Origin of the sequence: Streptomyces triticisoli (genome assembly GCF_003270085.1) — a bacterium.
Classification (GTDB): domain Bacteria; phylum Actinomycetota; class Actinomycetes; order Streptomycetales; family Streptomycetaceae; genus Streptomyces; species Streptomyces triticisoli.
Window position 1 is genome coordinate 50,978 of sequence record NZ_QFDQ01000055.1, and the last position, 23,363, is coordinate 74,340.

21 protein-coding genes are annotated in these 23,363 nt (G+C 71.4%); 8 read left to right on the top strand and 13 right to left on the bottom strand.

Annotation, left to right across the window (positions count from 1 at the left end; genetic code table 11):
• The first annotated feature begins 121 nt into the window (after window positions 1–121).
• On the top strand, window positions 122–373 hold the full coding sequence (locus tag DEP02_RS10190; RefSeq protein WP_112467013.1) for a DUF6458 family protein: 252 nt from the start codon (window positions 122–124) through the stop codon (window positions 371–373).
• Window positions 374–390: 17 nt separating this feature from the next.
• Here DEP02_RS10190 and DEP02_RS10195 read toward each other — a convergent pair whose 3' ends face one another.
• Window positions 391–2,241, bottom strand: a complete 1,851-nt coding sequence (locus tag DEP02_RS10195) for a thioredoxin-like domain-containing protein (protein WP_112467014.1) — start codon at window positions 2,239–2,241, stop codon at window positions 391–393.
• 129 nt (window positions 2,242–2,370) lie between these two features.
• On the opposite strand from DEP02_RS10195, the gene DEP02_RS10200 reads away from it, so the two are divergent.
• The gene (locus DEP02_RS10200) at window positions 2,371–2,865 is read left to right on the top strand and encodes an LURP-one-related/scramblase family protein (protein WP_112467015.1); all 495 of its coding nucleotides are present in this window, start codon (window positions 2,371–2,373) and stop codon (window positions 2,863–2,865) included.
• A gap of 84 nt (window positions 2,866–2,949) precedes the next feature.
• On the opposite strand, the gene DEP02_RS10205 is transcribed toward DEP02_RS10200, so the two are convergent.
• Window positions 2,950–3,744 (bottom strand): carbon-nitrogen family hydrolase, encoded by a 795-nt coding sequence (locus tag DEP02_RS10205; protein WP_112467016.1) that lies wholly within the window; start codon window positions 3,742–3,744, stop codon window positions 2,950–2,952.
• 181 nt (window positions 3,745–3,925) lie between these two features.
• Here DEP02_RS10205 and DEP02_RS10210 point away from each other — a divergent pair, with 181 nt between their 5' ends.
• The gene (locus tag DEP02_RS10210) at window positions 3,926–4,750 is read left to right on the top strand and encodes a maleylpyruvate isomerase family mycothiol-dependent enzyme (protein ID WP_112467017.1); all 825 of its coding nucleotides are present in this window, start codon (window positions 3,926–3,928) and stop codon (window positions 4,748–4,750) included.
• A 153-nt stretch (window positions 4,751–4,903) separates the two neighbouring features.
• On the opposite strand, the gene DEP02_RS10215 is transcribed toward DEP02_RS10210, so the two are convergent.
• Together DEP02_RS10215 and DEP02_RS10220 are read right to left on the bottom strand one after the other, a co-directional pair.
• Window positions 4,904–6,220 (bottom strand): MFS transporter, encoded by a 1,317-nt coding sequence (locus DEP02_RS10215; protein WP_112467018.1) that lies wholly within the window; start codon window positions 6,218–6,220, stop codon window positions 4,904–4,906.
• Window positions 6,217–6,867 (bottom strand): GntR family transcriptional regulator, encoded by a 651-nt coding sequence (locus DEP02_RS10220; RefSeq protein ID WP_112467036.1) that lies wholly within the window; start codon window positions 6,865–6,867, stop codon window positions 6,217–6,219. Before DEP02_RS10220 ends, DEP02_RS10215 begins: the two co-directional genes overlap by 4 nt.
• A gap of 196 nt (window positions 6,868–7,063) precedes the next feature.
• Here DEP02_RS10220 and DEP02_RS10225 point away from each other — a divergent pair, with 196 nt between their 5' ends.
• Window positions 7,064–7,969, top strand: coding sequence for a D-alanyl-D-alanine carboxypeptidase family protein (locus DEP02_RS10225; RefSeq protein WP_112467019.1), 906 nt, complete (start codon window positions 7,064–7,066; stop codon window positions 7,967–7,969).
• Between the two features lie 177 nt (window positions 7,970–8,146).
• A complete protein-coding gene (locus tag DEP02_RS10230; RefSeq protein WP_112467020.1) occupies window positions 8,147–9,103 on the top strand; it encodes a BRO-N domain-containing protein in 957 nt (318 codons plus the stop codon).
• Between the two features lie 116 nt (window positions 9,104–9,219).
• On the opposite strand, the gene DEP02_RS10235 is transcribed toward DEP02_RS10230, so the two are convergent.
• From DEP02_RS10235 to pdhA, 3 genes are read right to left on the bottom strand one after another with little or no spacing between them, the layout of a single operon-like run.
• On the bottom strand, window positions 9,220–10,620 hold the full coding sequence (locus DEP02_RS10235; RefSeq protein ID WP_112467037.1) for a dihydrolipoamide acetyltransferase family protein: 1,401 nt from the start codon (window positions 10,618–10,620) through the stop codon (window positions 9,220–9,222).
• A gap of 19 nt (window positions 10,621–10,639) precedes the next feature.
• Complete coding sequence (locus tag DEP02_RS10240) at window positions 10,640–11,635, bottom strand: alpha-ketoacid dehydrogenase subunit beta (RefSeq protein WP_112467021.1); 996 nt, start codon at window positions 11,633–11,635, stop codon at window positions 10,640–10,642.
• A 1-nt stretch (window position 11,636) separates the two neighbouring features.
• The gene (pdhA, locus tag DEP02_RS10245) at window positions 11,637–12,857 is read right to left on the bottom strand and encodes a pyruvate dehydrogenase (acetyl-transferring) E1 component subunit alpha (protein WP_112467022.1); all 1,221 of its coding nucleotides are present in this window, start codon (window positions 12,855–12,857) and stop codon (window positions 11,637–11,639) included.
• 556 nt (window positions 12,858–13,413) lie between these two features.
• Between pdhA and DEP02_RS10250 the strand changes: the two genes are divergently transcribed.
• Window positions 13,414–14,430 (top strand): phosphotransferase, encoded by a 1,017-nt coding sequence (locus DEP02_RS10250; RefSeq protein ID WP_198668372.1) that lies wholly within the window; start codon window positions 13,414–13,416, stop codon window positions 14,428–14,430.
• Window positions 14,431–14,446: 16 nt separating this feature from the next.
• On the opposite strand, the gene DEP02_RS10255 is transcribed toward DEP02_RS10250, so the two are convergent.
• Entirely contained in the window at window positions 14,447–16,054 is a 1,608-nt protein-coding gene (locus tag DEP02_RS10255; RefSeq protein WP_112467023.1) for a protein kinase domain-containing protein, read from the bottom strand.
• A gap of 341 nt (window positions 16,055–16,395) precedes the next feature.
• Between DEP02_RS10255 and DEP02_RS10260 the strand changes: the two genes are divergently transcribed.
• Window positions 16,396–18,057 (top strand): protein kinase domain-containing protein, encoded by a 1,662-nt coding sequence (locus tag DEP02_RS10260; RefSeq protein WP_112467024.1) that lies wholly within the window; start codon window positions 16,396–16,398, stop codon window positions 18,055–18,057.
• A gap of 87 nt (window positions 18,058–18,144) precedes the next feature.
• Here the strand turns inward: DEP02_RS10260 and DEP02_RS10265 are convergent, their stop codons facing one another.
• Together DEP02_RS10265 and DEP02_RS10270 are read right to left on the bottom strand one after the other, a co-directional pair.
• Window positions 18,145–18,684, bottom strand: coding sequence for a bacterial proteasome activator family protein (locus tag DEP02_RS10265; RefSeq protein ID WP_112467025.1), 540 nt, complete (start codon window positions 18,682–18,684; stop codon window positions 18,145–18,147).
• 67 nt (window positions 18,685–18,751) lie between these two features.
• Window positions 18,752–19,309 (bottom strand): PadR family transcriptional regulator, encoded by a 558-nt coding sequence (locus DEP02_RS10270; RefSeq protein WP_112467026.1) that lies wholly within the window; start codon window positions 19,307–19,309, stop codon window positions 18,752–18,754.
• 78 nt (window positions 19,310–19,387) lie between these two features.
• Here DEP02_RS10270 and DEP02_RS33345 point away from each other — a divergent pair, with 78 nt between their 5' ends.
• Window positions 19,388–19,960 (top strand): hypothetical protein, encoded by a 573-nt coding sequence (locus tag DEP02_RS33345; RefSeq protein ID WP_157977409.1) that lies wholly within the window; start codon window positions 19,388–19,390, stop codon window positions 19,958–19,960.
• A 44-nt stretch (window positions 19,961–20,004) separates the two neighbouring features.
• On the opposite strand, the gene DEP02_RS10280 is transcribed toward DEP02_RS33345, so the two are convergent.
• The 3 genes from DEP02_RS10280 to DEP02_RS10290 all read right to left on the bottom strand — a co-directional run.
• Entirely contained in the window at window positions 20,005–20,985 is a 981-nt protein-coding gene (locus DEP02_RS10280; RefSeq protein ID WP_112467028.1) for an NAD(P)H-quinone oxidoreductase, read from the bottom strand.
• Between the two features lie 39 nt (window positions 20,986–21,024).
• Entirely contained in the window at window positions 21,025–22,125 is a 1,101-nt protein-coding gene (locus tag DEP02_RS10285) for a potassium channel family protein (protein ID WP_112467029.1), read from the bottom strand.
• A partial coding sequence (locus DEP02_RS10290) for a molybdopterin molybdotransferase MoeA (protein WP_112467030.1) occupies window positions 22,122–23,363 on the bottom strand: 1,242 nt, incomplete at its 5' end. The genes DEP02_RS10290 and DEP02_RS10285, both read right to left, overlap by 4 nt.

Genomic DNA, 23,363 nt, shown 5'->3' on the forward strand with positions numbered 1-23,363 from the left:
CCGGGCCCATGAGGGGCCGCCTCCGCATGGTCACCCCGCTTGCGGGTACCCGGAGTTGACCGGAAGGGACTGGAACAGGCCGGAACCACCGGACCCGACACCGGACAAGGAGGCGACACTCATGGGCCTCGGCGGGTGCATCATCCTCATCGCCGTGGGAGCCATCCTCACCTTCGCGACCGACTGGCACATGCAGGGCGTCAACCTGCAGATGGTCGGCGTCATCCTGATGATCGTCGGCCTCATCGGCGTGACCACCTTCAGCAGCATCTACCGGCGCCGCCGCATCATGGTGCCCCCCACGACAGCGGTCGTCGAAGAGGACCGCCACCACCACACACGCGACGGCTACAGCGACGGCTACGGCGTCTGAGCGCGCCCGGCGCCCGGTCAGGCGTCCATGCCGGCCAGGACCAACGGCAGCCGCTCCGCGCCCCCCTCGGTCAGCCGGACCGGGACACCCCAGTCCTGCTGGTGCACATGGCAGGCGGGGTACTCGTTCGCCGGGTCGTCGTCGCACGAGGCCGCCATCGCGGAGACGTGCAGGACACCCTCCGGGACGGCGGGGTTGAGGTGCAGGGGGCGGGACAGGTCCGTTCCCGTGCCCCCGCCGTTCAACAGCAGCTCGGGCGGGGTGGCGGAGACCAGCAGACGGGTGGACGGGCCGTAGCGCGTGTCCAGCTTCTGGCCCGCCGGGGCCTGGAAGATCACGTCCAGCCGGAGGGCACCGGGGGCCACCTCCGTCGCCGCCCGCTGGGTGCGGTGGGCGACTGCCTCGACGCGTACGGCCTCCTCCGGCAGCCGCAGCCGGGTCAGGCGGTGCCGCGCCGACTCCACGACCACGATGTCCTCGCCGACGAGCACGGCGTCGCTGGGCTCGCGCAGGTCGGTGGCGAGCGTGGTGACCTCGCCGGTCGCGGGGTCGTAGCGGCGCAGGGCGTGGTTGTAGGTGTCGCTGACGGCGACCGAGCCGTCGGGGAGGGCGGTCACGCCCAAGGGGTGCTGGAACAGGGCCTGTCCGGCGGCGCCGTCCCGGTGGCCGAAGTCGAACAGGCCGGTGCCGACGGCCGTGTGGACGTGGCCGTCCAGGTCCACCCAGCGCAGTGCGGACGTCTCGGCGTCGGCGAGCCACAGCCGCTCGGGCGTGGCCGCGAGCCCGGAGGGCTGCGCGAACCAGGCGTCCCCACCCGGCCCGTCGACGAGCCCTTCGTTGGTGGTCCCGGCAGTGACGGACACGGTGCCGTCGGCAGGGTCGTACGCCCACAGCTGGTGCACGCCCGCCATGGCGATCCACACCTTGCCGTTCCACCAGGCCACGTCCCAGGGCGAGGACAGGGCGACCTCGCGGGCCGGCCCGGAGGTCGCGGATCCCTGCCACCACTGCCGGCCCGTCCCGGCCAGGGTGGTCACCTCGCCGGAGGCGAGGTCGAGGCGGCGCAGCGCGTGATTGACCGTGTCGGCGACGACGACCGACCCGTCGTCGAGGAGCACGAGCCCGTGCGGCTCACTGAAGGTCGCGTCCGCGGGGCCCCCGTCGGCGAACCCGCGCGTCCCGGACCCGATCCGCCGCACCACGGTCTCCCCGTCCTCCGCCAGCTCCACCAGCTGGTGCCGGGTGGTGTCGCTGACCAGGAAGTTGCCGGACGGCAGCAGGAGGGCCTTGCCCGGGAAGCGCAGGGTGGTCGGCTCCGGCTCCGGCGGCACGTACGGCCCTCCCCCATTGCTTGAAGAGCATGGGAGGTACCCCCAGCCGCGCCGCAGCGTCCCCTTCGCCCCGTGCTCGGCCTCCAGCTCCTCCACCAGCCGCTCGATCGCGTGCGCGTGCCCCTCACCGGCGTGCTGCGCGACGACGTACCCCTCCGGGTCGATCACGACGAGCGTCGGCCAGGCCCGCACCGCGTACTGCTTCCAGGTCACGAGCTCGGGATCGTCCAGAACCGGATGCTCGACCCCGTACCGCTCCACGGCGTCCACGACCGCCTGGTGCTCCGCCTCGTGCACGAACTTCGGTGAGTGCACTCCGACGATCACCACGGTGTCCCGGTGCTTCTCCTCCAGCTCCCGCAGCTCGTCGAGAACATGCAGACAGTTCACGCAGCAGAATGTCCAGAAGTCCAGAATGACGATACGTCCTCGCAGGTCGGCGAGGGTGTACTGCTTGCCGCCCGTGTTCAGCCAGCCGCCCTTGCCGATCAGTTCGGGGGCTCGGACACGGGCGCGTCGGGGTGCGGAGTCGCTCATGGCACCAAGGGTGCCATCCGCTCCCCGTCCTCATCCGCTCGGCCTCACCTGTGCCGGGCGTGGGACGGGGCTCGGCCCGTCGGCCTACCGGCGGCGTTCCCGGGTCGGTGCCGGGGAAGCGGTGAAGGCATGAGATTTCTTGTGCGGGACCGGATTTTCGGCATCGGTGAGGACTACTGGATCGAGGACGAGCACGGCAACAAGGTCTTCCTGGTCGACGGGAAGGCGATGCGGCTGCGGGACACCTTCGAACTGAAGGACGCCCGGGGCCGGGTCCTGATCGACATCCACCAGAAGATGCTCTCCCTGCGGGACACCATGGTGATCGAGCGGGACGGGGAGACCCTGGCGAAGGTCCGGCGCAAGTGGCTGTCGCTGCTGCGCAACCACTACCGGGTGTCCCTGGTGGACGGCACCGAGCTCGACGTCAGCGGCAAGATCCTCGACCGGGAGTTCGCCGTCGAGTACGACGGGGAGCTGCTGGCGGTGATCTCCCGGCGGTGGCTGCGCGTCGTGGAGACGTACGGCGTGGACATCGTGCGGGACGACGCCGACCCGGCCCTGCTGATCGCCGTGGCGGTGTGCGTGATCCACATGGCGGAGAAGGAGCGGGACGAGCGGTAGCCGCCCCGCGCGGTGGACACCCGGCGCAGCAAGCGCTCAGCACAGGGCGCGCCCAGTGCGGCAGGCGCTCGGCGCGGTGCGCGCTCAGCGGCGTGGTGGCTCCAGGCCCAGGACCCGGTCCTTCAGGGCCGGGAACTGTTCGCGGGTGGTCGCGACCTTCGCCGGGTCGAAGTCGACCGTCAGGACCTCCTCGTCGTGGCCCGCCTCGGCCAGGACCTCGCCCCAGGGATCCACCACGATCGAGTGACCCGCCTGGGGAACCCCGGCGTGCGTGCCGGCCGTTGCACAGGCGAGCACGAACGCCTGGTCCTCCACCGCCCGCGCCCGGGCCAGCAGCGTCCAGTGCGCACGCCGGCGCTCGGGCCAGCCCGCCGGAACCACCAGGGTCTGGGCCCCGGCGTCGACGAGCCCGCGGAAGAGTTCGGGGAAACGGAGGTCGTAGCAGGTCGCCAGGCCGAGGGTCGTGTCCGGCAGACGGACCGTCACCAGGTCCCGGCCCGCGCCCATCAGCACGGCCTCGCCCTTGTCGAAGCCGAAGCGGTGGATCTTGCGGTAGGCGGCGGCCAGGTCGCCGGAGGGGGTGAAGACGAGGGAGGTGTTGTAGAGGGGCCCCTCAGGGTCCCGTTCGGGAATCGAACCCGCGTGCAGCCATACACCCGCGTCGCTCGCCGCCTTCGCCATGGCCTCGTACGTGGGGCCCTCCAGCGGCTCGGCCTCACGCCCGAACTCCTCGAAGGCGAAGGCCCCGGTGGTCCACAGCTCCGGCAGGACGACGAGGTCGGCGCCGGCCTGCTCGCGGACCAGCGCGGCCGCCCGCCGCCGCCGTGATTCGGCCGATTCGCCCTCGTTCACGGCAATCTGGATCAGCGAGGCGCGCACACTACCACCGTCCTGGCATACGAGTTTTCCCCGGCAGCCTACGATCGTCACACGAAAGCACTGCCGGGGTGCCTCAGGGCAGCGTAACTTAGCACCTCAAGACGCCGCCGACCGCAGCCACCTCCCGCTGGCAATGCCGAGACAACCTGCCCGAGTACCAACCGCCGAGGGGTCCCGTTCCGTGAGTCTGCATCCCACCCTCCAGCCCTACGCCGATGCCTGGGCCCACTCCGTCGAGGCGATATCCGAGCTGGTGCAGCCCCTTGTGGAGGGCGAGTGGAACCGGCGGACCCCGTGTCCCGGCTGGTCCGTCCGCGACCTCGTCTCGCACGTCATCGGCCTGGACTGCGAGGCGCTCGGCGACCCGCGCCCCATCCACACGCTCCCGCGCGACCTGTTCCACGTCACCAACGAGCACCAGCGCTACATGGAGATGCAGGTCGACGTCCGCCGCCACCACACGTCGCCGGAGATGACCTCCGAGCTGGAGTACACGATCATCCGCCGCAACCGCCAGCTGCGGAACGAGTCCCGTGACCCCGGAACCAAGGTGCGCGGCCCGCTCGGCGCGGAGATCACCCTCGAGGAGGCCATGCGCTACCGCGCCTTCGACATCTGGGTGCACGAGCAGGACCTGCGCGCGGCCCTCGGCCACCCCGGCACCCTCGACTCCCCGGGCGCCCACGTCACCCGGGACTACCTGCTGGCCGCCCTCCCGGACGTGGTCGCGGTCAAGGCGGAGGCCCCACGCAGCTCGGCGGTCGTCTTCGACGTCCACGGCCCGGTGGAGTTCCTGCGCACCATCCGCGTCGACATCAAGGGCCGCGGCACCCTGGAAACGGCCCCCGCTCTCGGTCCGGCCGCGACCCTCATCCTCGACTGGGAGACCTACGTTCGCCTGGCCTGCGGCCGCGTGACCCCGGAGGCGGTGGCGGACCGGGTGAAGACGGAGGGCGACCAGGACCTGGCAACAGCGATCCTGCGCAACTTCGTGGTGACGCAGTAAGGGGACTGCGCGACGCGGATCGGCGCCATCCAGCCCGTCCGGGGGTACCTCCTGCTCGCAGAGCTCGGGGGAGATCGAGGGCGAGGCCGTTCAGGCCGGTGCGGGGTCTGGGGGCGGCAGCCCCCAGCGCGCCCGCATCGACACCGGGCACCGTCACACGGGAACGTGCACCGTCTCCACCCGGCTGGCAACCAACCGCTCCCGCTCCCGCCGGGCCACCCGCTTCCGCAACCGCAGAATCTGACTCACCCCGAGCGCCTGGAGAGCGAACACCACCGAGAACGCGACCCCGTAGTCGCCCCCCGTCCCGTCCAACAGCACACCCACCGCGAACAACGTCGCCATGGAGGCGACGAAACCTCCCATATTGGTGATGCCGGAGGCGGTCCCCTGCCGCTCCGGCGGATTCGCCGGCCGCGCGAAGTCGAATCCGATCATCGAGGCCGGCCCGCACGCCCCGAGCACCACGCACAGCACCACCAGCAGCCACATCGGCGCCGGCCCGCCGGGATACGCCAGCGTCACCGCCCACAGGGCCGCGGTCGCCGCGACCGTGCCGAGCACCAGCGGCAGCCGCGCCGCGTGGTGCCGGGCGACGATCTGCCCGTACACCAGGCCGACGGCCATGTTGGACAGCACGACGAGCGTGAGCAGCTCCCCGGCGGTCGCCCGGGTGAGCCCCTGCGCCTCGACCAGGAACGGCAGCCCCCACAGCAGCAGGAACACCATCCCCGGGAACTGCGTGGTGAAGTGCACCCACAGCCCCAGCCTCGTCCCCGGCTCCCGCCAGGACGCGGCGATCTGCCGGCGTACGTACACCGCGCCCCGGTGCGGCAGCGGCTCCGGCTCGTGGCCCTCGGGGTGGTCCTTGAGGAACAGGAGCAGCAGCACCAGCACCACCACTCCGGCCAGCGCGCTGCCCGCGAAGGCGGTCGTCCAGCCCACCCCGTGCAGCAGCCGGGCCAGCACCAACGTGGACACCAGGTTGCCGGCCATCCCGGCCAGCGCGGCGAACTGGGCGATCAACGGCCCGCGCCGGGCGGGGAACCACCGGGTGCCCAGCCGCAGCACGCTGATGAACGTCATGGCGTCACCGCAGCCCAGCAGCGCGCGGGCGGCGAGCGCGGTGCCGTACGACGGCGAGAGGGCGAAGCCGAGCTGGCCGGCCGTGAAGAGTACGGCGCCGATGGCCAGCACCTTCTTGGTGCCGAGCCGGTCGACGAGCAGGCCCACGGGTATCTGCATGCCGGCGTAGACGAGGAGCTGCAGGATCGAGAACGTCGACAGCGCCGAGGCGCCCACGCGGAAGCGGTCGGCGGCGTCGAGGCCGGCCACGCCCAGGGACGTACGGAAGATGACGGCGACGAAGTAGACGGCGACGCCGATGCTCCAGACGGCGAGGGCACGCCGGCCGCCGGGCGGATCACCGGGCAGGGAAGCGGAGGCGGCGGAACCCGACGGAGCGCTCACCGGACCTCACCCCGCGCCAGGTGGGAGAACCAGCTGACGTGCCGGTGCACGATGTCGACGGCCGCCTCGGCGTCCCCGGAGCGCAGCGCGTCCAGGATCTCCTCGTGCTCGGCGAGCGTCTTGGCGATCCGGTCGGGGTGGGAGTGCATGACGGCGACGCCCATGCGCAGCTGCCGGTCGCGCAACTGGTCGTACAGCCGCGACAGGATCTCGTTTCCGCCGCTGCGGACGATCTCGGCGTGGAAGCAGCGGTCGGTGACGGCGGCCCCGGCGAAGTCGCCGGCCTCGGCCTGCTCCTTCTGCTTCTCGAGCAGTTCCTCGAGGCGCTCGATGAGCCCGGGTGGTGCGGGTACGGCCTTTCTGGCCGCGTGTTCCTCGACCAGCTGCCGGGTCTCGACGACGTCGGCGATCTCCTGTGCGGAGACCGGCAGGACGAGGGCTCCCTTCTTCGGGTAGAGCTTGATGAGCCCCTCGACCTCCAGCCGCAGCAGCGCCTCGCGCACGGGCGTGCGCGAGACCCCGACGGCCTCGGCCAGCTCTCCCTCGGTCAGCAGCGTCCCGCCCTCGTAGCGGCGGTCCAGGACGGCTTGTTTGACGTGGGTGTAGACGCGGTCGGCGGCGGGGGGTTGCTTCACGGTCAGGCTCATGTCCACAGCATAGATACAAGACGTACGCATGGCGCGGCCCGTCCGGCATGCGGACGGGCCGGCCCGTGAGAAAAAACGCCCCGACAGCCGCACAACCATCCGCGCCGACTACGAGTCAGACAGACGCGGCCCCACTCCTGTGGGCACTCAACTCTGCCGCACCGAAGGGTCATTCGATACAATCGGGGTACCTCACTTGAAAACCGGCATCCAGGGCATCCGTATCCGCAGAGCCGCCGCCGTCGCCGTGACCGCCGGCGCCGTGCTCGCCACCGGGGCCCTCACCGCGGCACCCGCGCAAGCCGCCGTCACCAAGCCGTCGATCGTGGCCAAGGGCGGCTACGCGATGGACAGCGCGACCGGCAAGTCGCTGTACACGAAGGCCGCGGACACCAGGCTTTCCACCGGTTCCACCACGAAGATCATGACCGCCAAGGTCGTGCTGGCGCAGCCCAAGCTGAACCTCGACGCCAAGGTCACCATCCAGAAGGCGTACAGCGACTACGTCGTCAGGAACAACGCCTCCCAGGCCCATCTGATCGTCGGCGACAAGGTGACCGTCCGTCAGCTGCTGTACGGCCTGATGCTGCCCTCGGGCTGCGACGCCGCGTACGCGCTGGCCGACAAGTTCGGCACGGGCTCGACGCGGGACGCGCGGGTGAAGTCGTTCATCGGCAAGATGAACACCACCGCCAAGAACCTCGGCATGACGAACACGCGCTTCGACTCGTTCGACGGCATCGGCAAGGGCAACAACTACTCGACGCCGCGCGACCTGACGAAACTCACGCGCAGCGCGTTGAAGAACTCCACGTTCCGCACGGTCGTGAAGACGAAGTCGTACACGGCCAAGACCATCACCAAGACGGGCAGCACCCGCACGATGGCGAAGTGGACGAACACCAACACGCTGCTCAGCAGCTACAAGGGCGCCATCGGCGTGAAGACGGGTTCCGGCGCCGTGGCCAAGTACTGCCTGGTCTTCGCCGCCACCCGCAACGGCAAGACGGTCATCGGCACCGTCCTCGCCTCCTCGTCCGCCGCACAGCGCTCCACGGACTCCACGAAGATCCTGAACTACGGCTTCGCCAAGCTGGGCTGACCCCCGCTCACCCGCGCAACGGGCCCGCCGCCGGCGACCGGCGGCGGGCCCGTCATGCACACTCCGGTCAATCGATGCGCCAGTATCGGCGATCTTCGCTCGCAATCGTGAACATCCCCGAAGGAGCTGGCATATTCGATTTCCTCCGCTCTACGTTCCGCGGCGGAGGTGGTTCACATGAACGAACCGAGCAAGCGGCCCGACTCCGCCGAACGGCACGGGGCGATCGACATCAGCGATTTCGTCTACGCGGCGACCGGGGAGCGGGTCCGGAGGCTGACCATGCCGGACGGAAGCCACTGGTTCCCGGCGGTGGACGTCTGCAAGCGGTTGGGGCACACCAACTCTCGGAAGGCACTCTCCGACCACGTGCCCGAAGAGCACCGAGAGATGCTCGAGACCGTAACTGGAAGTTACGGTCTCAGCATTCCCGCAGGCAGGAGCTGGCGTCGAGACTTGCAACTCATCGACCTGCAAGGTCTGATCCTCCTCGTCAACGCCTGCACGAAGCCGGCCTGCGCCCCCTTCAAGCAGTGGGTCGCCGAGGTGATCGAGACCGTGCAGCGGGAGGGCTCCTACACCTTGGAAGAGGCCGAGGTACAGCCCGTCGAGCCCGGTGCTCCCATCGCGTACGCCATGCCGGAGCAGGTCGCGGAGGCCATCGTCAAGCTCGAGGCGCACAACCTGCAGATCGACCAGGAGCTTGCGGCCGCACAGCGTGAATCGCTCGCGTTGCAAAGGGAGATGCTCGCCACGCAGCGCGCCACGCTCGCGGCGCAGGAAGCCGTCGCCCAGGCCATGGGGCGCATCGCGGACCGGCTCGACTCCCTGGCCCTCGACCGCCCGGCGCCCGGCGGCACCCTCTCCGTCACACTCACCACGGAGTCCGTGCTGGCCGACTGGCGGCAACGGCTGTCCGTGACGGAGGACGTCTGGACGGTGGCCGTGGTGATCGCCCCGGTTCTCGTCGAGAAGGGTGAGCTCCGAGAGCCGCTCGAATCGATCGCTTCCCGTACGGGGCTGTCGGTGCGCCGCGTCAACGAATGCCTGCGCATGCTGCGCAAGCACGCCTGCATCCGGTCACGGGGTGGGGCGGAGGACGGGGCGCCCGTGTATGTGCTCAACCAGGGCTGATCAGAACCTCAAGCATTCCTGACCAGGACTCCGGGGCAGGAACAGCGGAGGGAGCGGCCGCATTCCGAAGTTGCGGCCGTTCCCTCCAGGCCTCTGAGGCTACCGAACCCGGACGGTCACGCCCAGGTGATCAGCCGCTTCGGCTGTTCCAGGATCGCGGCCACGTCCGACAGGACCTTCGAGCCCAGTTCGCCGTCGACCAGGCGGTGGTCGAAGGAGAGGGCCAGGGTGGTGACCTGGCGGGGCTTGACCTTGCCCTTGTGGACCCACGGCTGGAGCTTGATCGCACCGACCGCGAGGATCGCGGACTCGCCGGGGTTGAGGATCGGCGTGCCGGTGTCGACGCCGAAGACGCCGACGTTGGTGATCGTGACCGTGCCGCCCTGCATGGCGGCGGGGGACGTCCTGCCCTCCCTCGCCGTCGCCACCAGCTCGCCGAGTGCCTCCGCGAGCTGCGGGAGCGTCCTGGCGTGGGCGTCCTTGATGTTCGGGACGATCAGGCCCCGCGGGGTGGCCGCGGCGATGCCCAGGTTGACGTAGTGCTTGACCACGATCTCCTGGGCCGCCTCGTCCCAGGAGGCGTTGATGTCCGGGTTGCGCCTGATGGCGACCAGGAGGGCCTTGGCGATCAGCAGCAGGGGGTTCACGCGCAGGCCCGCGAACTCCTTGTCCTGCTTCAGCTCCTCGACGAGCTTCATCGTGCGCGTCACGTCCACCGTCACGAACTCCGTGACGTGCGGAGCGGTGAACGCCGAGCCGACCATCGCCGCCGCCGTCGCCTTGCGGACGCCCTTCACGGGGACGCGGGTCTCGCGGGCCGTGTCGTACGACGGCACGGGTGCCGGGGCCCGGGTCACCGGGGCTTCCGCCGCCGGAGCGGCAGCCGGCGCCGAGGGTGCCGTCGCCGTCGCCGACACCGCCGCGTGCACGTCCTCGCGCGTGATGATGCCGTCCGGACCGGACGGGACCACCGTCGCCAGGTCCACGCCCAGGTCCTTGGCCAGCTTGCGCACCGGCGGCTTCGCCAGCGGGCGGGGCCTCGCCTCGGGAGCGGCGGCGGGGGTGCCGTGGCCGTTCAGCTCGGTCTGGATCGCCGTCGACGCCTGGGCGACCGCGACCTCCGGACCCTTGCGCGGGCGGCGCTTGGTGGAGGACGTCGAGACGCCGTAGCCCACCAGGACCGGCTGGCGGCCCTCCGCCTTCGGCTCCTGCTCCGCCCTCGGCTCGGCCGCCGGGGCCTGCGCCGGGACCCCCGCCGGCGCCGCGCCCGCCACCTCCACCGCGATGATGGACGTGCCCACGTCCACCGTGGTGCCCTCGGGGAAGTGCAGCTCGCGCACCACGCCGTCGTAGGGGATGGGCAGTTCGACGGCGGCCTTGGCCGTCTCGACCTCGCAGACCACCTGGCCGTCGGTGACCGTGTCACCGACCTGGACGTACCACTTGAGGATCTCCGCCTCGGTCAGGCCCTCGCCGACATCCGGCATCTTGAACTCGCGCACGGACGCATCGGTCATCGTCGTCACGAACCTCTCCTCAGTACGCCAGCGAGCGGTCGACGGCGTCGAGCACGCGGTCCAGGTCCGGCAGGTACGCCTCCTCCAGGCGGGCCGGCGGGTACGGCGCGTGATAGCCGCCGACCCGCAGCACCGGAGCCTCCAGGTGGTAGAAGCAGCGCTCGGTGATCCGGGCGGCGATCTCCGCGCCGGAGCCGAAGAACACCGGTGCCTCGTGGACCACCACCAGGCGGCGGGTCTTCTCCACCGACGCCTGGATCGAGTCGAAGTCCAGCGGGGACACCGAGCGCAGGTCCAGGACCTCCAGGGACTTGCCCTCCTCGGCGGCCGCGGCGGCGACCTCGTGGCAGAGCTTCACCATCGGGCCGTAGGCCGCCAGGGTCAGGTCCGTGCCCTCGCGCACGACCCGCGCCTTGTGCAGCGGACCCGGGATGGCCTCCGTGCTGACCTCGCCCTTGTCCCAGTAGCGCCGCTTGGGCTCGAAGTAGATCACCGGATCGTCGCTCTGGATGGCCTGCTGCAGCATCCAGTACGCGTCCGACGGGTTGGAGGGGGAGACGATCTTCAGGCCCGCCACGTGCGCGAACAGCGCCTCCGGCGACTCCGAGTGGTGCTCGACCGCGCCGATGCCGCCGCCGTAGGGGATGCGGACGACGACCGGCAGCTTGACCTTGCCCAGCGCGCGGGCGTGCATCTTCGCCAGCTGGGTGACGATCTGGTCGTACGCCGGGAAGACGAAGCCGTCGAACTGGATCTCGACCACCGGGCGGTAGCCGCGCAGGGCGAGACCGATCGCGGTGCCGACGATGCCGGACTCGGCGAGGGGGGTGTCGATGACCCGGCTCTCGCCGAAGTCCTTCTGCAGACCGTCCGTCACCCGGAACACGCCACCGAGCTTGCCGACGTCCTCGCCCATGATCAGGACCTTGGGGTCGGACTCCAGGGCGCGGCGCAGCGATTCGTTGATCGCCTTGGCCAGGGCCAGGTTCTTCAAGGTCACAGCCTCCGCTGCCATGTCAGACCCCCTCTCCCGCGGCGAAGCCGCTGTCGGACTCAGTCGCGAACGACGCCTGGTAGGCGGCGAACTGGGCGCGCTCCTCGTCGACGAGCGCGTGCCCGTCCGCGTACACGTTCTCGAAGATGGCGAAGTCGTCCGGGTCGGGCATCGCACGGACCGCTTCGCGCACTCGTTTGCCCAACGCTTCGCTCTCGGCCTCGAGTTCCGTGAAGAATCCCTCGTCCGCGTGGTTTTCGGACTCCAGGTAGCGGCGAAGGCGCAGGATCGGGTCCTTCGCCTCCCAGGCCAGGCGCTCCTCATCGCTCCGGTAGCGGGTGGGGTCGTCGGAGGTGGTGTGGGCGCCCATGCGGTAGGTGTACGCCTCGACCAGGGTGGGGCCCTCGCCGTCGCGGGCACGCTCCAGCGCCCACTTGGTGACCGCGAGGCAGGCCAGCACGTCGTTGCCGTCGACGCGGACGCCGGGGAAGCCGAAGCCCCGCGCGCGCTGGTAGAGCGGCACCCGGGTCTGCTTCTCGGTCGGCTCGGAGATCGCCCACTGGTTGTTCTGGCAGAAGAACACCACGGGGGCGTTGTAGACCGCGGAGAAGGTGAAGGACTCGGCCACGTCGCCCTGGCTGGAGGCGCCGTCGCCGAAGTAGGCGACGACCGCGGAGTCCGCGCCGTCCTTGGCGATGCCCATCGCGTAGCCGGTGGCGTGCAGCGTCTGGGAGCCGATGACGATCGTGTAGAGGTGGAAGTTGTTGCTGTTCGGGTCCCAGCCGCCGTTGTTCACCCCCCGGAACATGCCGAGCAGGTTGGTCGGGTCGACCCCGCGGCACCAGGCGACGCCGTGCTCCCGGTAGGTCGGGAAGACGTAGTCGTCGTCGCGCAGCGCCCGGCCGGAGCCGATCTGGGCGGCCTCCTGGCCGAGCAGCGAGGCCCACAGACCCAGTTCGCCCTGACGCTGCAGGGAGGTGGCCTCGGCGTCGAAGCGGCGGGTGAGCACCATGTCGCGGTACAGACCACGGAGCTCTTCGGCGGTGATGCCGGCGACGTACTTGTCGTACTCGGCGTTCTTGACGCGCTTGCCCTCGGGCGTCAGCAGCTGAACGAGTTCGGGGTCGGCGCCCTTCTTGGCGCGGGCGCGGCTCCTGGTGCCGGCGGCTTTCGTACCGGTCGAACCGGCCTTGCTTCCGGCGCTGCGTCGCGGTGTGCGCGCGGCAGTGCTCTCCACGGTCACGTGTGCTCCTCCGTCGGTCCGGCCCCCGGGGTTGCCGGTGGGCCTGGGGGTCCCCCCTGCTCGTTAGAGCTTGGGGGAGGCTCACCTGTTCCGGACCACGGGGCACGGGGTGGGTGCCGCTCGGCCGGGAACAGGCGTGACAGGTGCCCCGGCGAGCGCCCTGCAGCAGTCACGTTACCCAGTGCTCCACATTTCTGGGAAACCCCTCTGACCTGCGCGTTTCCTTGGATTTCCAAGTACTTTTCCTTGGACGTCCAAGTACCGCGCCGGGCGTCGGGGCAGCCGCTGGTCACAACCGTGCAGAGGGCCGGAACACCGGCACGCTATCCCGGCCACCCCTGAGTCGGGAAGGGTTGACAAATGGCCGGAACTGCTCTTGTTGGCGGACCTCTCCGGGCAGCCGGCGATTCGGCGCGCGGCGCGTGACGGAAAGCGACACCGCGACCCGTTGTGACCGAAAGCGACTATTGACGACTGTCTGTGACAACGCCCAGCTCACAGCCTCCTCCGGTGCCCTAGCATCTGGCGCGTGCCGCGCCCTTGTGTACCACCCCCCATGCCCCACGCGCCCCCTCTGAGCACCTTGCTGCGCCAGTACGCCGCCGGTTCCGCCCTCACCTGCGAGCCGGTCGACCAGGGCCTGCTCAACCGCGGCTACCGGCTGTGCACCACCCGCGGCCGCTACTTCCTCAAGCACCACTTCGATCCGGACACCGCCGACCCGGCCGCCATCGCCCGCCAGCACCGGGCCACCCAGCGCCTGGCCGACCTCGGCGTCCCGGTGGCACCGCCGCTGGCCGGCCGCGACGGGCGCACGGTCGCCGTCGTCGGCGGCCACGCCTACGCCCTGCACCCCTGGATCGACGGCCGGCACCGCCATGGCGGCCAGCTCTCCACGGGGCAGTGCGTCCGCCTGGGGGCACTGCTGGGGGCCGTGCACGCCTGTCTGGAGCGCGTGATGCCACCCAAGGGACGGACCCGCCCCGCCGCGAGCCCCCACCCCGTGGAGAGCGCCGATCCCGCCGACACCTTCACGCTGATCGACGACCTGCTCGCCCACGTCCGCCGCCACCGCCCCGCGGACGCCTTCGACGAGCTGGCCCGGCACCGGCTCCTGGAGCGCCGGGCGCTTCTGGAACGGCACGCCGACCGGCGTCCCCCGCCCGGCGGCCCGGTCGGCTGGGTGCACGGCGACTTCCACCCGTACAACCTGCTCTACCAGGGGGACGCTCCCGCCGCGATCGTCGACTGGGACCGGCTCGGCGTGCAGCCGCGCGCGGAGGAGGCGGTACGCGCCGCCGCGATCTTCTTCGTCCGGCCCGCCGGCACCCTGGACCTGCCGAAAGTCAGGGCGTACGCACGCGCGTACCGCCGCACGGCCGGCGTCACGCCCTCGGAACTCGCGGCGGCCGTGCACCGCGTGTGGTGGGAGCGCCTGAACGACTTCTGGATGCTGCGCTGGCACTACGAGCGCGGCGACAGGCGCGCGGACCCCCAGTTCCCGGCCGCCTCGGCGCTCGCGGTGTGGTGGACACGGGAGTACGACGCGGTGTGCGGGGCGTTCGCGGAGTGAGCGGCCCGCGGGAGGATCAGGTGCCGCTTCCCTGGTTCGCCGCCCCTCCCTGGGACGTACCGCTGCTGTCACCGCCGCTGTCGCCCGACCCGTCGGGCGGACCGTCCGGGTCCTGGGACGCCGAGGGGGTCACCGGTTCGGACGGGGTGCTGGAGGTCTGCGGGTTGGACGGCTCGTGGGTGGGCTGGTCGTCGGACGGCTCGGACGGGGTGTACGACGGCTGGTAGGACGGCGTGTAGTTCCAGCCGCCCCCGCCCGAGCCGTCACCCCGGCCCGTGGACGTGTCCGACGGCTGCTCGTTCGAGGTGTCGCTCGGTGTGGCGCTCGGCTCGGTGTCGTCCTCGGACGGCTTACTCGTGGGCGACTGGCTGGTGCCGGTGCCGCCGCCGGTGCCGGTGTCGCCGGTCTTGTTCAGCGCCAGTGCCACGCCCGCCACGACGGCGATCACCGCGAGCACGGCGAGGATCCACAGCTTGCCGCGGCCACTTCCCTTGTTGCCGTGTCCCTCGAAGCCGCCGTCGTCGCCGTTGCCGTATGCGGCGGGCAGGATCGGCTGCGGGATCTGCGTGGTGCCCGAGCCGGGGTCGCCGGCGTGCGGCATCACGGTCGTACCGGCGAAGCCCGCCGCCGGAGCGTGCCGGGCGTCGTACGTATCCACCGGGCCGGTGTTCCAGGTGCCGGTGTGGCCGCCCTGGTCGTACAGCATCTGCAGCCCGTACTGGATCAGCCCGCGCATCTCCTCGGCCGTCTGGAAACGGTCGTCGGGCTCTTTGGCCAGCGACCGCATGACCAGACCGTCGAGCTCCGGCGGACAGGTGCCGCCGGCGACCTGGGACGGCGGCACCGGCATGTCCTGGACGTGCTGGTAGACCACCGACAGCGGGGTCTCGCCGGTGAACGGGGGCCGCAGCGCGAGCAGTTCGTACAGCAGGCAGCCCGTCGCATACAGGTCGGAGCGGTAGTCGACGGCCTTGCCGAGGGCCTGCTCCGGGGAGAGGTACTGCGGGGTGCCCATGACCATGCCGGTCTGCGTCATCGTCGTGGACGCGCCGTGCAGGGCGCGGGCGATGCCGAAGTCCATCACCTTCACGGCGCCGTTGTCGGTGATGATGACGTTGGCGGGCTTGATGTCGCGGTGCACGATCCCGTGCTGGTGCGAGTAGGCCAGCGCCTCCAGGACGCCCGAGACGATGATCAGCGCCTGCTCGGGGCCGGGCGCCTCCGCGGTGAGCAGCAGGTCGCGGATGGTGCGGCCCTCGACCAGCTCCATCACGATGTACGGCACGGCCTGGCCGCCCGCCTGGTCCTCGCCGGAGTCGTACACGGCGACGATCGCATGGTGGTTGAGCCCGGCCACCGACTGGGCCTCGCGGGTGAAGCGGGCCTTGGACGTGGGGTCTTCGGCCAGGTCGGCACGGAGCAGCTTGACCGCGACGGTGCGTCCCAGGCGTACGTCCTCGGCGGCGAACACCTCGGCCATGCCGCCCCGGCCGAGTCTGTGCGTCAGCCGGTACCGGCCGTCGCCGACCAGGCCGCCGTTGCCCCACATCTCCGGCGCGTCCGACATGCCGCCGCCAGTCGCCTCGGGGTCGGACGGGCCCTGGGCGCGCTGCTGCTGTGCCATCAGTCCTCGCCGTCGTTTCTGCCCGCGGTGCGCGCGGTGTTGTCACGGTCTCCGTCGGCCACGCTACAGGCTCCGCGCAAGCCGTTGGTCCAGGACCGTGGTGGCGACCGCTGCGGAAACCGGCCCGAGACGGACCGGCCATGAAACCCCGTGCGGGTACCGTCGTGCAAATCCCGTGCAGCGGCCGTACGGCCGCTGTAACGCTTCCACGACGGTTCCTTCGCGTACGGTCACGGAACGGGCACCGAGCTTGACGTGTCGGTGCCCTGGGGCAGACTTGGCCGGGAATGACTCATTCGATCAACGAGGGCGCCCGGCGGCCCGGTGGGGGACACGGAGACATGAGCCAGGACGGCGCACACGGCCGCTACGCGGGGCGGGCCCTGGCCGACGGCCGCTACCAGCTGCGCGACCTGCTCGGCGAGGGCGGCATGGCCTCGGTGCACCTCGCCTACGACTCCGTGCTCGACCGTCAGGTCGCCATCAAGACACTCCACACCACGCTCAGCCAGGAACCGGCCTTCCGCGAACGGTTCCGCCGCGAGGCCCAGGCAGTGGCGAAACTCACGCACACGAACATCGTCTCGGTGTTCGACACCGGCGAGGACACGCTGTCCACCAGCGGCTCCGACGCGGGGGACGGCACGCCGATGCCGTACATCGTCATGGAGTACGTCGAGGGCCGCCCCCTGGGCTCGGTGCTGGAGGAGGACATCCGGCAGCAGGGCGCGATGCCCGCCGACAAGGCCCTGAGGATCACCGCGGACGTGCTCGCCGCCCTGGAGATCAGCCACGAGATGGGCCTGGTCCACCGCGACATCAAGCCGGGCAACGTGATGATGACCAAGCGCGGCGTGGTCAAGGTCATGGACTTCGGCATCGCCCGCGCCATGCAGTCCGGCGTGACCTCGATGACCCAGACCGGCATGGTCGTGGGCACCCCGCAGTACCTCTCCCCGGAGCAGGCCCTCGGCCGGGGCGTGGACGCCCGCTCCGACCTGTACTCGGTCGGCATCATGCTGTTCCAACTGGTCACCGGACGGCTGCCGTTCGACGCGGACTCGCCGCTCGCCCTCGCCTACGCGCATGTGCAGGAGGAACCGGTCGCGCCCTCCTCGGTCAACCGCTCGCTGCCCCCGGCGGTGGACGCGCTGGTCGCCCGCGCGCTGCGGAAGAACCCAAACGAGCGCTTCCCGAACGCCGAGTCCATGCGCGACGAGTGCCTGCGCGTGGCGGCCTCCTTCCAGGCGGCCCCGCCCAGCATCGTCCCCGGCGCCCAGACACCCAGCGGCGCGGGCGTCGGCTCCGCGGTCTTCCCGCCCGTCGACCAGACGGCCCCGGCCCCCACGGGCAACGTGCAGACGCCGTACCAGCCGGCCCCGGCACCCAACCCGTACAGCACCGGCGCACCTGTCCCGGCCCAGGGGTACGGCTACCCGCAGCAGGCCGGCTACCAGACGTCCGCCGCGTCGCCGTACGCCCAGCCGGCCCAGGCTCCGACCCCGCCGCCGTACACCGTCCCGATCCAGCACACGCCCGGGCCGGGCGGCGGCAGGAGCAACAAGCCGGTGATCATCGGGTCGGTCGCCGTCGCCGTCATCGCGGTCGTCGGCCTGATCGTCGCGCTGGCCCTGAACAACGGCGGCGGGGACAACAGCGCGGGGGGTGGTGACAGCACCGTCACCGCGTCCCCGTCGGTGGTCGCGGGCCACCGCGGGCCGGACAAGTCGAAGACGATCGACGCCGACGAGTGCAGGGAGCCGCAGAAGTCGTACAACGACCCGGACAAGATCCGGGTCCCGGACTTCCACTTCAAGTACCTCGGGTCGGTCAAGGAGTGCTTCCAGGCCGCGGGCTGGCGCATGAAGCTCAAGCAGGAGGACGAGAACACCTACGGCGAGGGCACGGTCATGAACCAGTTCCCCTCCGCCGGCACGGACGTCGACCCGAAGAACATGCCCGAGATCGAACTCAGCGTCTCGACCGGCAACCCGCCCTCCTGACAGAGCAGTCATGGAAAGGGGCCCGGCAGGATGCTGCCGGGCCCTGGTACGAGTAGGCTCATGACCTACAGGTGATCCACAGGTGACCTACAGGTACGGGCCCCCCTGACGGCCGCCCGTGCGGTGGTCGTCACCGCCGTCGTGGCCGAGGCCCGGGGGCAGGGCGCGGCGCATCTGCTCCAACTGGGCGCGGGCGGCCATCTGCTGGGCGAACAGGGTCGTCTGGATCCCGTGGAAGAGGCCCTCCAGCCAGCCCACCAACTGCGCCTGCGCGATGCGCAGTTCGGCATCGCTGGGGGTCCCCTCGTCGGTGAACGGCAGGGAGAGCCGCTCCAGCTCCTCCACGAGCTCCGGCGCCAGGCCGTCCTCCAGCTCCTTGACCGAGCTGGCGTGGATCTCCTTCAGCCGGTTCCGGCTCGCCTCGTCCAGGGGAGCCGCGCGCACCTCTTCGAGAAGCTGCTTGATCATGCTGCCGATCCGCATGACCTTCGCGGGCTGCTCAACCTGCTCCGTCACCGGGGTCTCGCGGGAGTCGTCGTCCCCTCCGCCGCCGAGCGCCATACCGTCCTGGCCCACGACCAGGATCTGCGGATTCTCCGGCGACCGTTCGTTCCTCGGCATCTCCATGCCGCCATTCTCTCGCATCCGTGCGTCCCCCTTTCGTGGTGCCCCCCGCGCCGGGTGATCCACCACGTCACTTCTCCGCTCCCGTGTCCCTCGGAAGGCCCAGGCGCAGCAGGCGGGCCTCGCAGTGGTCCAGCCAGCGGGCCTCCGCCTCGGCGTGACAGACCTGCTGCTCCAGGAGCAGCAGGCGGGCCACCTCGTCGGGGCTTCTCGGGTGGTGCGACAGTGCCTCGGCCCGCTGCCGTACGTGGTCGTGCAGCGTCTCGGAGACGTGCCGGCGCTGCGTCTCGATGACCTGCCGCACGTCCACGCCGGGCGCCCCCACCGCCAGCATCAGCTTGACCGTCAGCTCGTCGCGCGGCGGGCCGGTCCGCTCCACGGGCCGCGCGTACCAGGCCCGCAGCTCGGCGCGGCCCGCCTCCGTCAGCGCGTACAGCATCCGGCCGGCCCCGTCCACGCCCTCATGGGTGATCATGCCGTCGTGTTCCAGGCGGCCGAGCGCGGAGCGGACCCGGCCGATGTCCGGCGGCCGGGCCGACCCCGTGCGCGCCTGGAACTCGGTGCGCAGCCGGGATCCGTGGCGGGGGCCGCCCTCCAGGAGCGCCAGCAGCCCGTGACGTAGTGACATAACCGGATTGTGCAGCGGGTTCGCCCCGGCGGCCGATCACGGAATGCCGGATTGGTCCAGTGATGTGAGTGTGGTCGCGTGACTCCACGGCTGCGCGTTCCGCTGCGCGCGACAGGGCTGCTGATCGTGCTGGGAGCGGCCGCCCTGTCCGGCGGTTCCGCCTCGGCGTACGACGCGGCGCCCACGCCCTCGGACGCCACCGCATCGTCCCACGAGTCCTCGGCATCGCCCCACGAGCCCTCGGCATCGCCCTCGGTCCCGGCGTCGCCCCCACCCTCGCCCTCCGCCGGCCCTTCGCGGCGCGAGAGCCGGCCAGGTGTGGGGCGGGAGCGGCCGCACCCGCGGGAGACGGAAGCGGAGAGCGACGACACGGCAGGACCGGGGAAGGACGACGGCGGCGAGGCCCCCGGAAGCGCGGACGGCAGCCCGGGGGTGTCGCCCGCTGCCCCCTCACCGCAGCAGGCCGCTCCCGTGACGACCGGGCCCCCGGACAGCCCCGCCCCCGTGCCCGTCCCGCGGCCCGGCCCCGAGACCGGGCCCATGCTGCGGATACTGCCCCTGGGCAGTGGACTGGTCCTGATCGGCCTCGGTCTCGGGCTCGCGTTCGTCGCCCTCCGCCTGCGCCGGGGCCAGGACCAGGGCCAGGACTAGGGCCAGGACTAGGGCCAGGACTAGGGCCAGGGCCAGGGCCAGGGTTAGGGCGTCACCAGGAGCACCTTGCCGATGTGGCCGCTCTCCTCCACCAGCCGGTGGGCGGCCGCGGCGTCGCTCATCGGCACCTCCCGGTCGACGACCGGCCGGACGTGGCCGTCGGCGAGCAGCGGCCAGACGTGTTCGCGTACGGCGGCGACGATGGCCGCCTTCTCGCCGAGCGGGCGGGCACGCAGCGAGGTCGCGCTGATCGCGGCCCGCTTGCTGAGCAGGGCGCCGATGTTCAGCTCGCCCCTGGTCCCGCCCTGCATGCCGATGATCGCGAGCCGGCCGTTGACGGCGAGGGCCCGTACGTTGCGGTCCAGGTACTTGGCGCCCATGTTGTCGAGGATCACGTCGGCGCCGGCCCCGTCCGTGGCCCGCCGGATCTCCTCGACGAAGTCCTGCTCGCGATAGTTGACCAGGATCTCGGCGCCCAGTTCGGCGCAGCGCTCGAGCTTCTCCTCGGTGCCCGCGGTGACGGCGACCCTGGCGCCGGCGGCCCGGGCGAGCTGGATCGCCATGGTGCCGATGCCGCTGGAGCCGCCGTGCACGAGCAGCGTCTCGCCGGGGCGCAGGTGGGCGACCATGAAGACGTTGGACCAGACGGTGCAGGTCACCTCGGGCAGTGCCGCGGCCTGCTTCAGGTCGACGCCCGCGGGGAGGGGCAGCAGCTGACCGGCCGGCACGGCGACCTTCTCGGCGTAGCCGCCGCCCGAGAGCAGCGCGCACACCTCGTCGCCGACGGCCCAGCCGGACACGCCGGGCCCGAGTGCGGCGATCCGCCCGGAGCACTCCAGGCCGGGATGGCGGGAGGCGCCGGGCGGAGGGTCGTAGAAGCCCTGCCGCTGCAGGATGTCGGCCCGGTTGACGGCACTGGCCGCCACCTCGACCAGCACCTCCCCCTCGCCGGGTACCGGGTCCGGCACCTCGTCCCACACCAGCACCTCGGGTCCACCGGGTTCGGGAATCGTGATCGCATGCATGGGTCCGACGCTACTGCTTCCCTCGTCCCGGCCCCGACCTCAGTCCTGGGGAAGCGGTCGTGTGTCCGGGATGACCCTCGTGCCCGGCGTGGTCCGGACAATGGTGATCAGACGGTCGGTCAACTGCAGTTCCCGTACGGTCGGGTCGTCGTAGGCCAGCACCCGGTGCCCGCGCAGGACGCTCACCACCAGGTCGTCCATCTCCCGCGGGTCCTGCCCCACCTCGGCCCTTATGACGGGTCGTTCGACGATGTCCAGGCCGCTGCCCTGCTGAATGAGGTCCTCCAGCACCACGCTCGCGGCCGGGCTGAGCACGGACAGCCCGAGCAGCCGTCCCGCGGCGCTCGCGCTGGTGACGACGGCGTCGGCCCCGGACTGCTTGAGCAGCGGCGCGTTCTCCTCCTCCCGCACCGCCGCGACGATCTTCGCCGCCCGGTTGAGCTGCCGGGCCGTCAGCGTCACCAGCACGGCAGTGTCGTCCCGCTGGGTCGCGACGATGATCTGCCGCGCCCGCCGCACCTCGGCCCGCTCGAGCACCTCGCTGCGGGTGGCGTCCCCGACCACGCCCGCGTATCCGTCCGCCGTGGCCGCGTCGATCACCTTGGAACTGGGGTCGACCACGACGACCTGCTGCTTCTTCAGTCCGGCCGCACAGACGGTCCGGAGCGCCGACCTGCCCTTCGTGCCGAATCCGACGACGATGGTGTGATCGCGCAAAGTGGACCTCCAGCGATTCAAACGCCATTCCTCACGGGTGCGTTCGGTGAGGACCTCGAGCGTGGTGCCGACCAGGATGATCAGAAAGACCACACGCAGCGGTGTGATGACGAAGATGTTGACGAGCCGCGCGCTGTCGCTGACGGGGGTGATGTCGCCGTATCCGGTGGTGGAGAGGGTCACCGTCGCGTAGTACGCCGCGGCGATGAGGTCCATCGGGGCGTCCTTCCCGCCGTCCTGGTACCCGTCACGATCGATATAGACGATCACAATGGTCAGGCACAGCACCAGCAGCGCGATGGACAGTCGTTTGCCGACCTGACGTATCGGGCGCTCCACGATTTTCCGCGGAAGCTTCACCCGATGGGTCACGAGATGTTCGTCCGCCTGGCGGGCGATCGCATCATGGCCCGGAAGTTTCACGTGAAACACACCCCGATCCCGGCGGCGGCCCAGGGCAGGTCGAGGAGTTCGGCCTCCTGACCCGGCCGGACGCCACCCGGTGGTACGACGGCGAGAGCATCGGCCGCCGCGACACCGCGCAGCATCGCGGGGCCGTTGTAGTGCAGCGGGACGGCATGGTCGCCGCGCAGCACGACCGGCACGAGCCGGGTGTCGTACGGGTGCCCGTGCACCGCCTCCCGCAGGGGCAGCGTGTACGGCTCCGGGGCCGGGCGCGCGGCCAGCGTGCGCAGCAGGGGCTCGGCGAGCGTCAGCAGGCCGGAGACAGCCGCGAGCGGGTTGCCGGGCAGACCGACGAGATGCTGGTTCTCCTTGGTGCGGGCCAGCAGCATGGGGTGGCCGGGGCGCACCTCGACGCCGTTCACCAGCAGCTCGGCGCCGATGCGGCGCAGGGTGGGGTGGACGTGGTCGGCCGGGCCGGCGGCGGTTCCGCCGGTGGTGACGATCACATCGGCCCCGGACCGGGTGACCGCCCTGTGCAGGGCCTTGGCGTCGTCGCCGATCCGGCGCACGGCAGTGACCTCGGCGCCCAGCGCCCGCAGCCAGGGCGGCAGCATCGGGCCGAGCGCGTCCCGGATCCGGCCGTCGTACGGCAGGCCCTCGGTGAGCAGTTCGTCGCCGAGGATCAGGAGGTCGACTCGGGGACGGGGGACCACGGTGAGGGCGTCGTATCCGGCGGCCGCGGCGAGACCGAGCACGGCCGGGGTCACCAGGGTGCCGATGGGCAGCAACTGGTCTCCGCTGCGGCACTCCTGGCCGCGCGGACGGATGTCCTTCCCGGGCCCGGCCGTGGGGGTCCCCCCTGCTCGAGCGGAGCCGGGAGCTTGGGGGATGGTGGCGTGCAGTCTGCCCTTGGCGTCCGTGCGGCCGTACTCGCTGCGCAGCACGGCGGTGGTGTCCTGCGGAACGCGGGCACCGGTCGCGATCCGTACGGCCTCGCCGTCGGTCAGCGGCGCGGGCTCGCCGTGCCCGGCCAGGACGCCCTCGTCGCGTACGTCCCAGGGGCCGGGACCGGCGACCGCCCAGCCGTCCATGGCGGAGGTGTCGAAGGAGGGCAGGTCGGTGAGGGCGGTCAGCGGCACGGCCAGCACCAGGCCCAGGGCGGCGTCGAGGGGCACCGGGACGGGGGTGCGGCGGGCACCGGCACGGACCGCGCGGGCGGCGGTCTCGCGCGCCTGCGGCCAGGGGGCGGCCCGGTG

Coding starts and splice junctions, on each gene's coding strand:
- DEP02_RS10240 (WP_112467021.1), bottom strand. CDS start 11,635: ATGGCAGCGGAGGCTGTGACCTTGAAGAACCTGGCCCTGGCCAAGGCG.
- DEP02_RS10250 (WP_198668372.1), top strand. CDS start 13,414: ATGCCCCACGCGCCCCCTCTGAGCACCTTGCTGCGCCAGTACGCCGCC.
- DEP02_RS10265 (WP_112467025.1), bottom strand. CDS start 18,684: ATGGAGATGCCGAGGAACGAACGGTCGCCGGAGAATCCGCAGATCCTG.
- DEP02_RS10220 (WP_112467036.1), bottom strand. CDS start 6,867: ATGAGCCTGACCGTGAAGCAACCCCCCGCCGCCGACCGCGTCTACACC.
- DEP02_RS10235 (WP_112467037.1), bottom strand. CDS start 10,620: ATGACCGATGCGTCCGTGCGCGAGTTCAAGATGCCGGATGTCGGCGAG.
- DEP02_RS10200 (WP_112467015.1), top strand. CDS start 2,371: ATGAGATTTCTTGTGCGGGACCGGATTTTCGGCATCGGTGAGGACTAC.
- DEP02_RS10270 (WP_112467026.1), bottom strand. CDS start 19,309: ATGTCACTACGTCACGGGCTGCTGGCGCTCCTGGAGGGCGGCCCCCGC.
- DEP02_RS10230 (WP_112467020.1), top strand. CDS start 8,147: ATGAACGAACCGAGCAAGCGGCCCGACTCCGCCGAACGGCACGGGGCG.
- DEP02_RS10255 (WP_112467023.1), bottom strand. CDS start 16,054: ATGGCACAGCAGCAGCGCGCCCAGGGCCCGTCCGACCCCGAGGCGACT.
- DEP02_RS10260 (WP_112467024.1), top strand. CDS start 16,396: ATGAGCCAGGACGGCGCACACGGCCGCTACGCGGGGCGGGCCCTGGCC.
- DEP02_RS10190 (WP_112467013.1), top strand. CDS start 122: ATGGGCCTCGGCGGGTGCATCATCCTCATCGCCGTGGGAGCCATCCTC.
- DEP02_RS10280 (WP_112467028.1), bottom strand. CDS start 20,985: ATGCATGCGATCACGATTCCCGAACCCGGTGGACCCGAGGTGCTGGTG.
- DEP02_RS10195 (WP_112467014.1), bottom strand. CDS start 2,241: ATGAGCGACTCCGCACCCCGACGCGCCCGTGTCCGAGCCCCCGAACTG.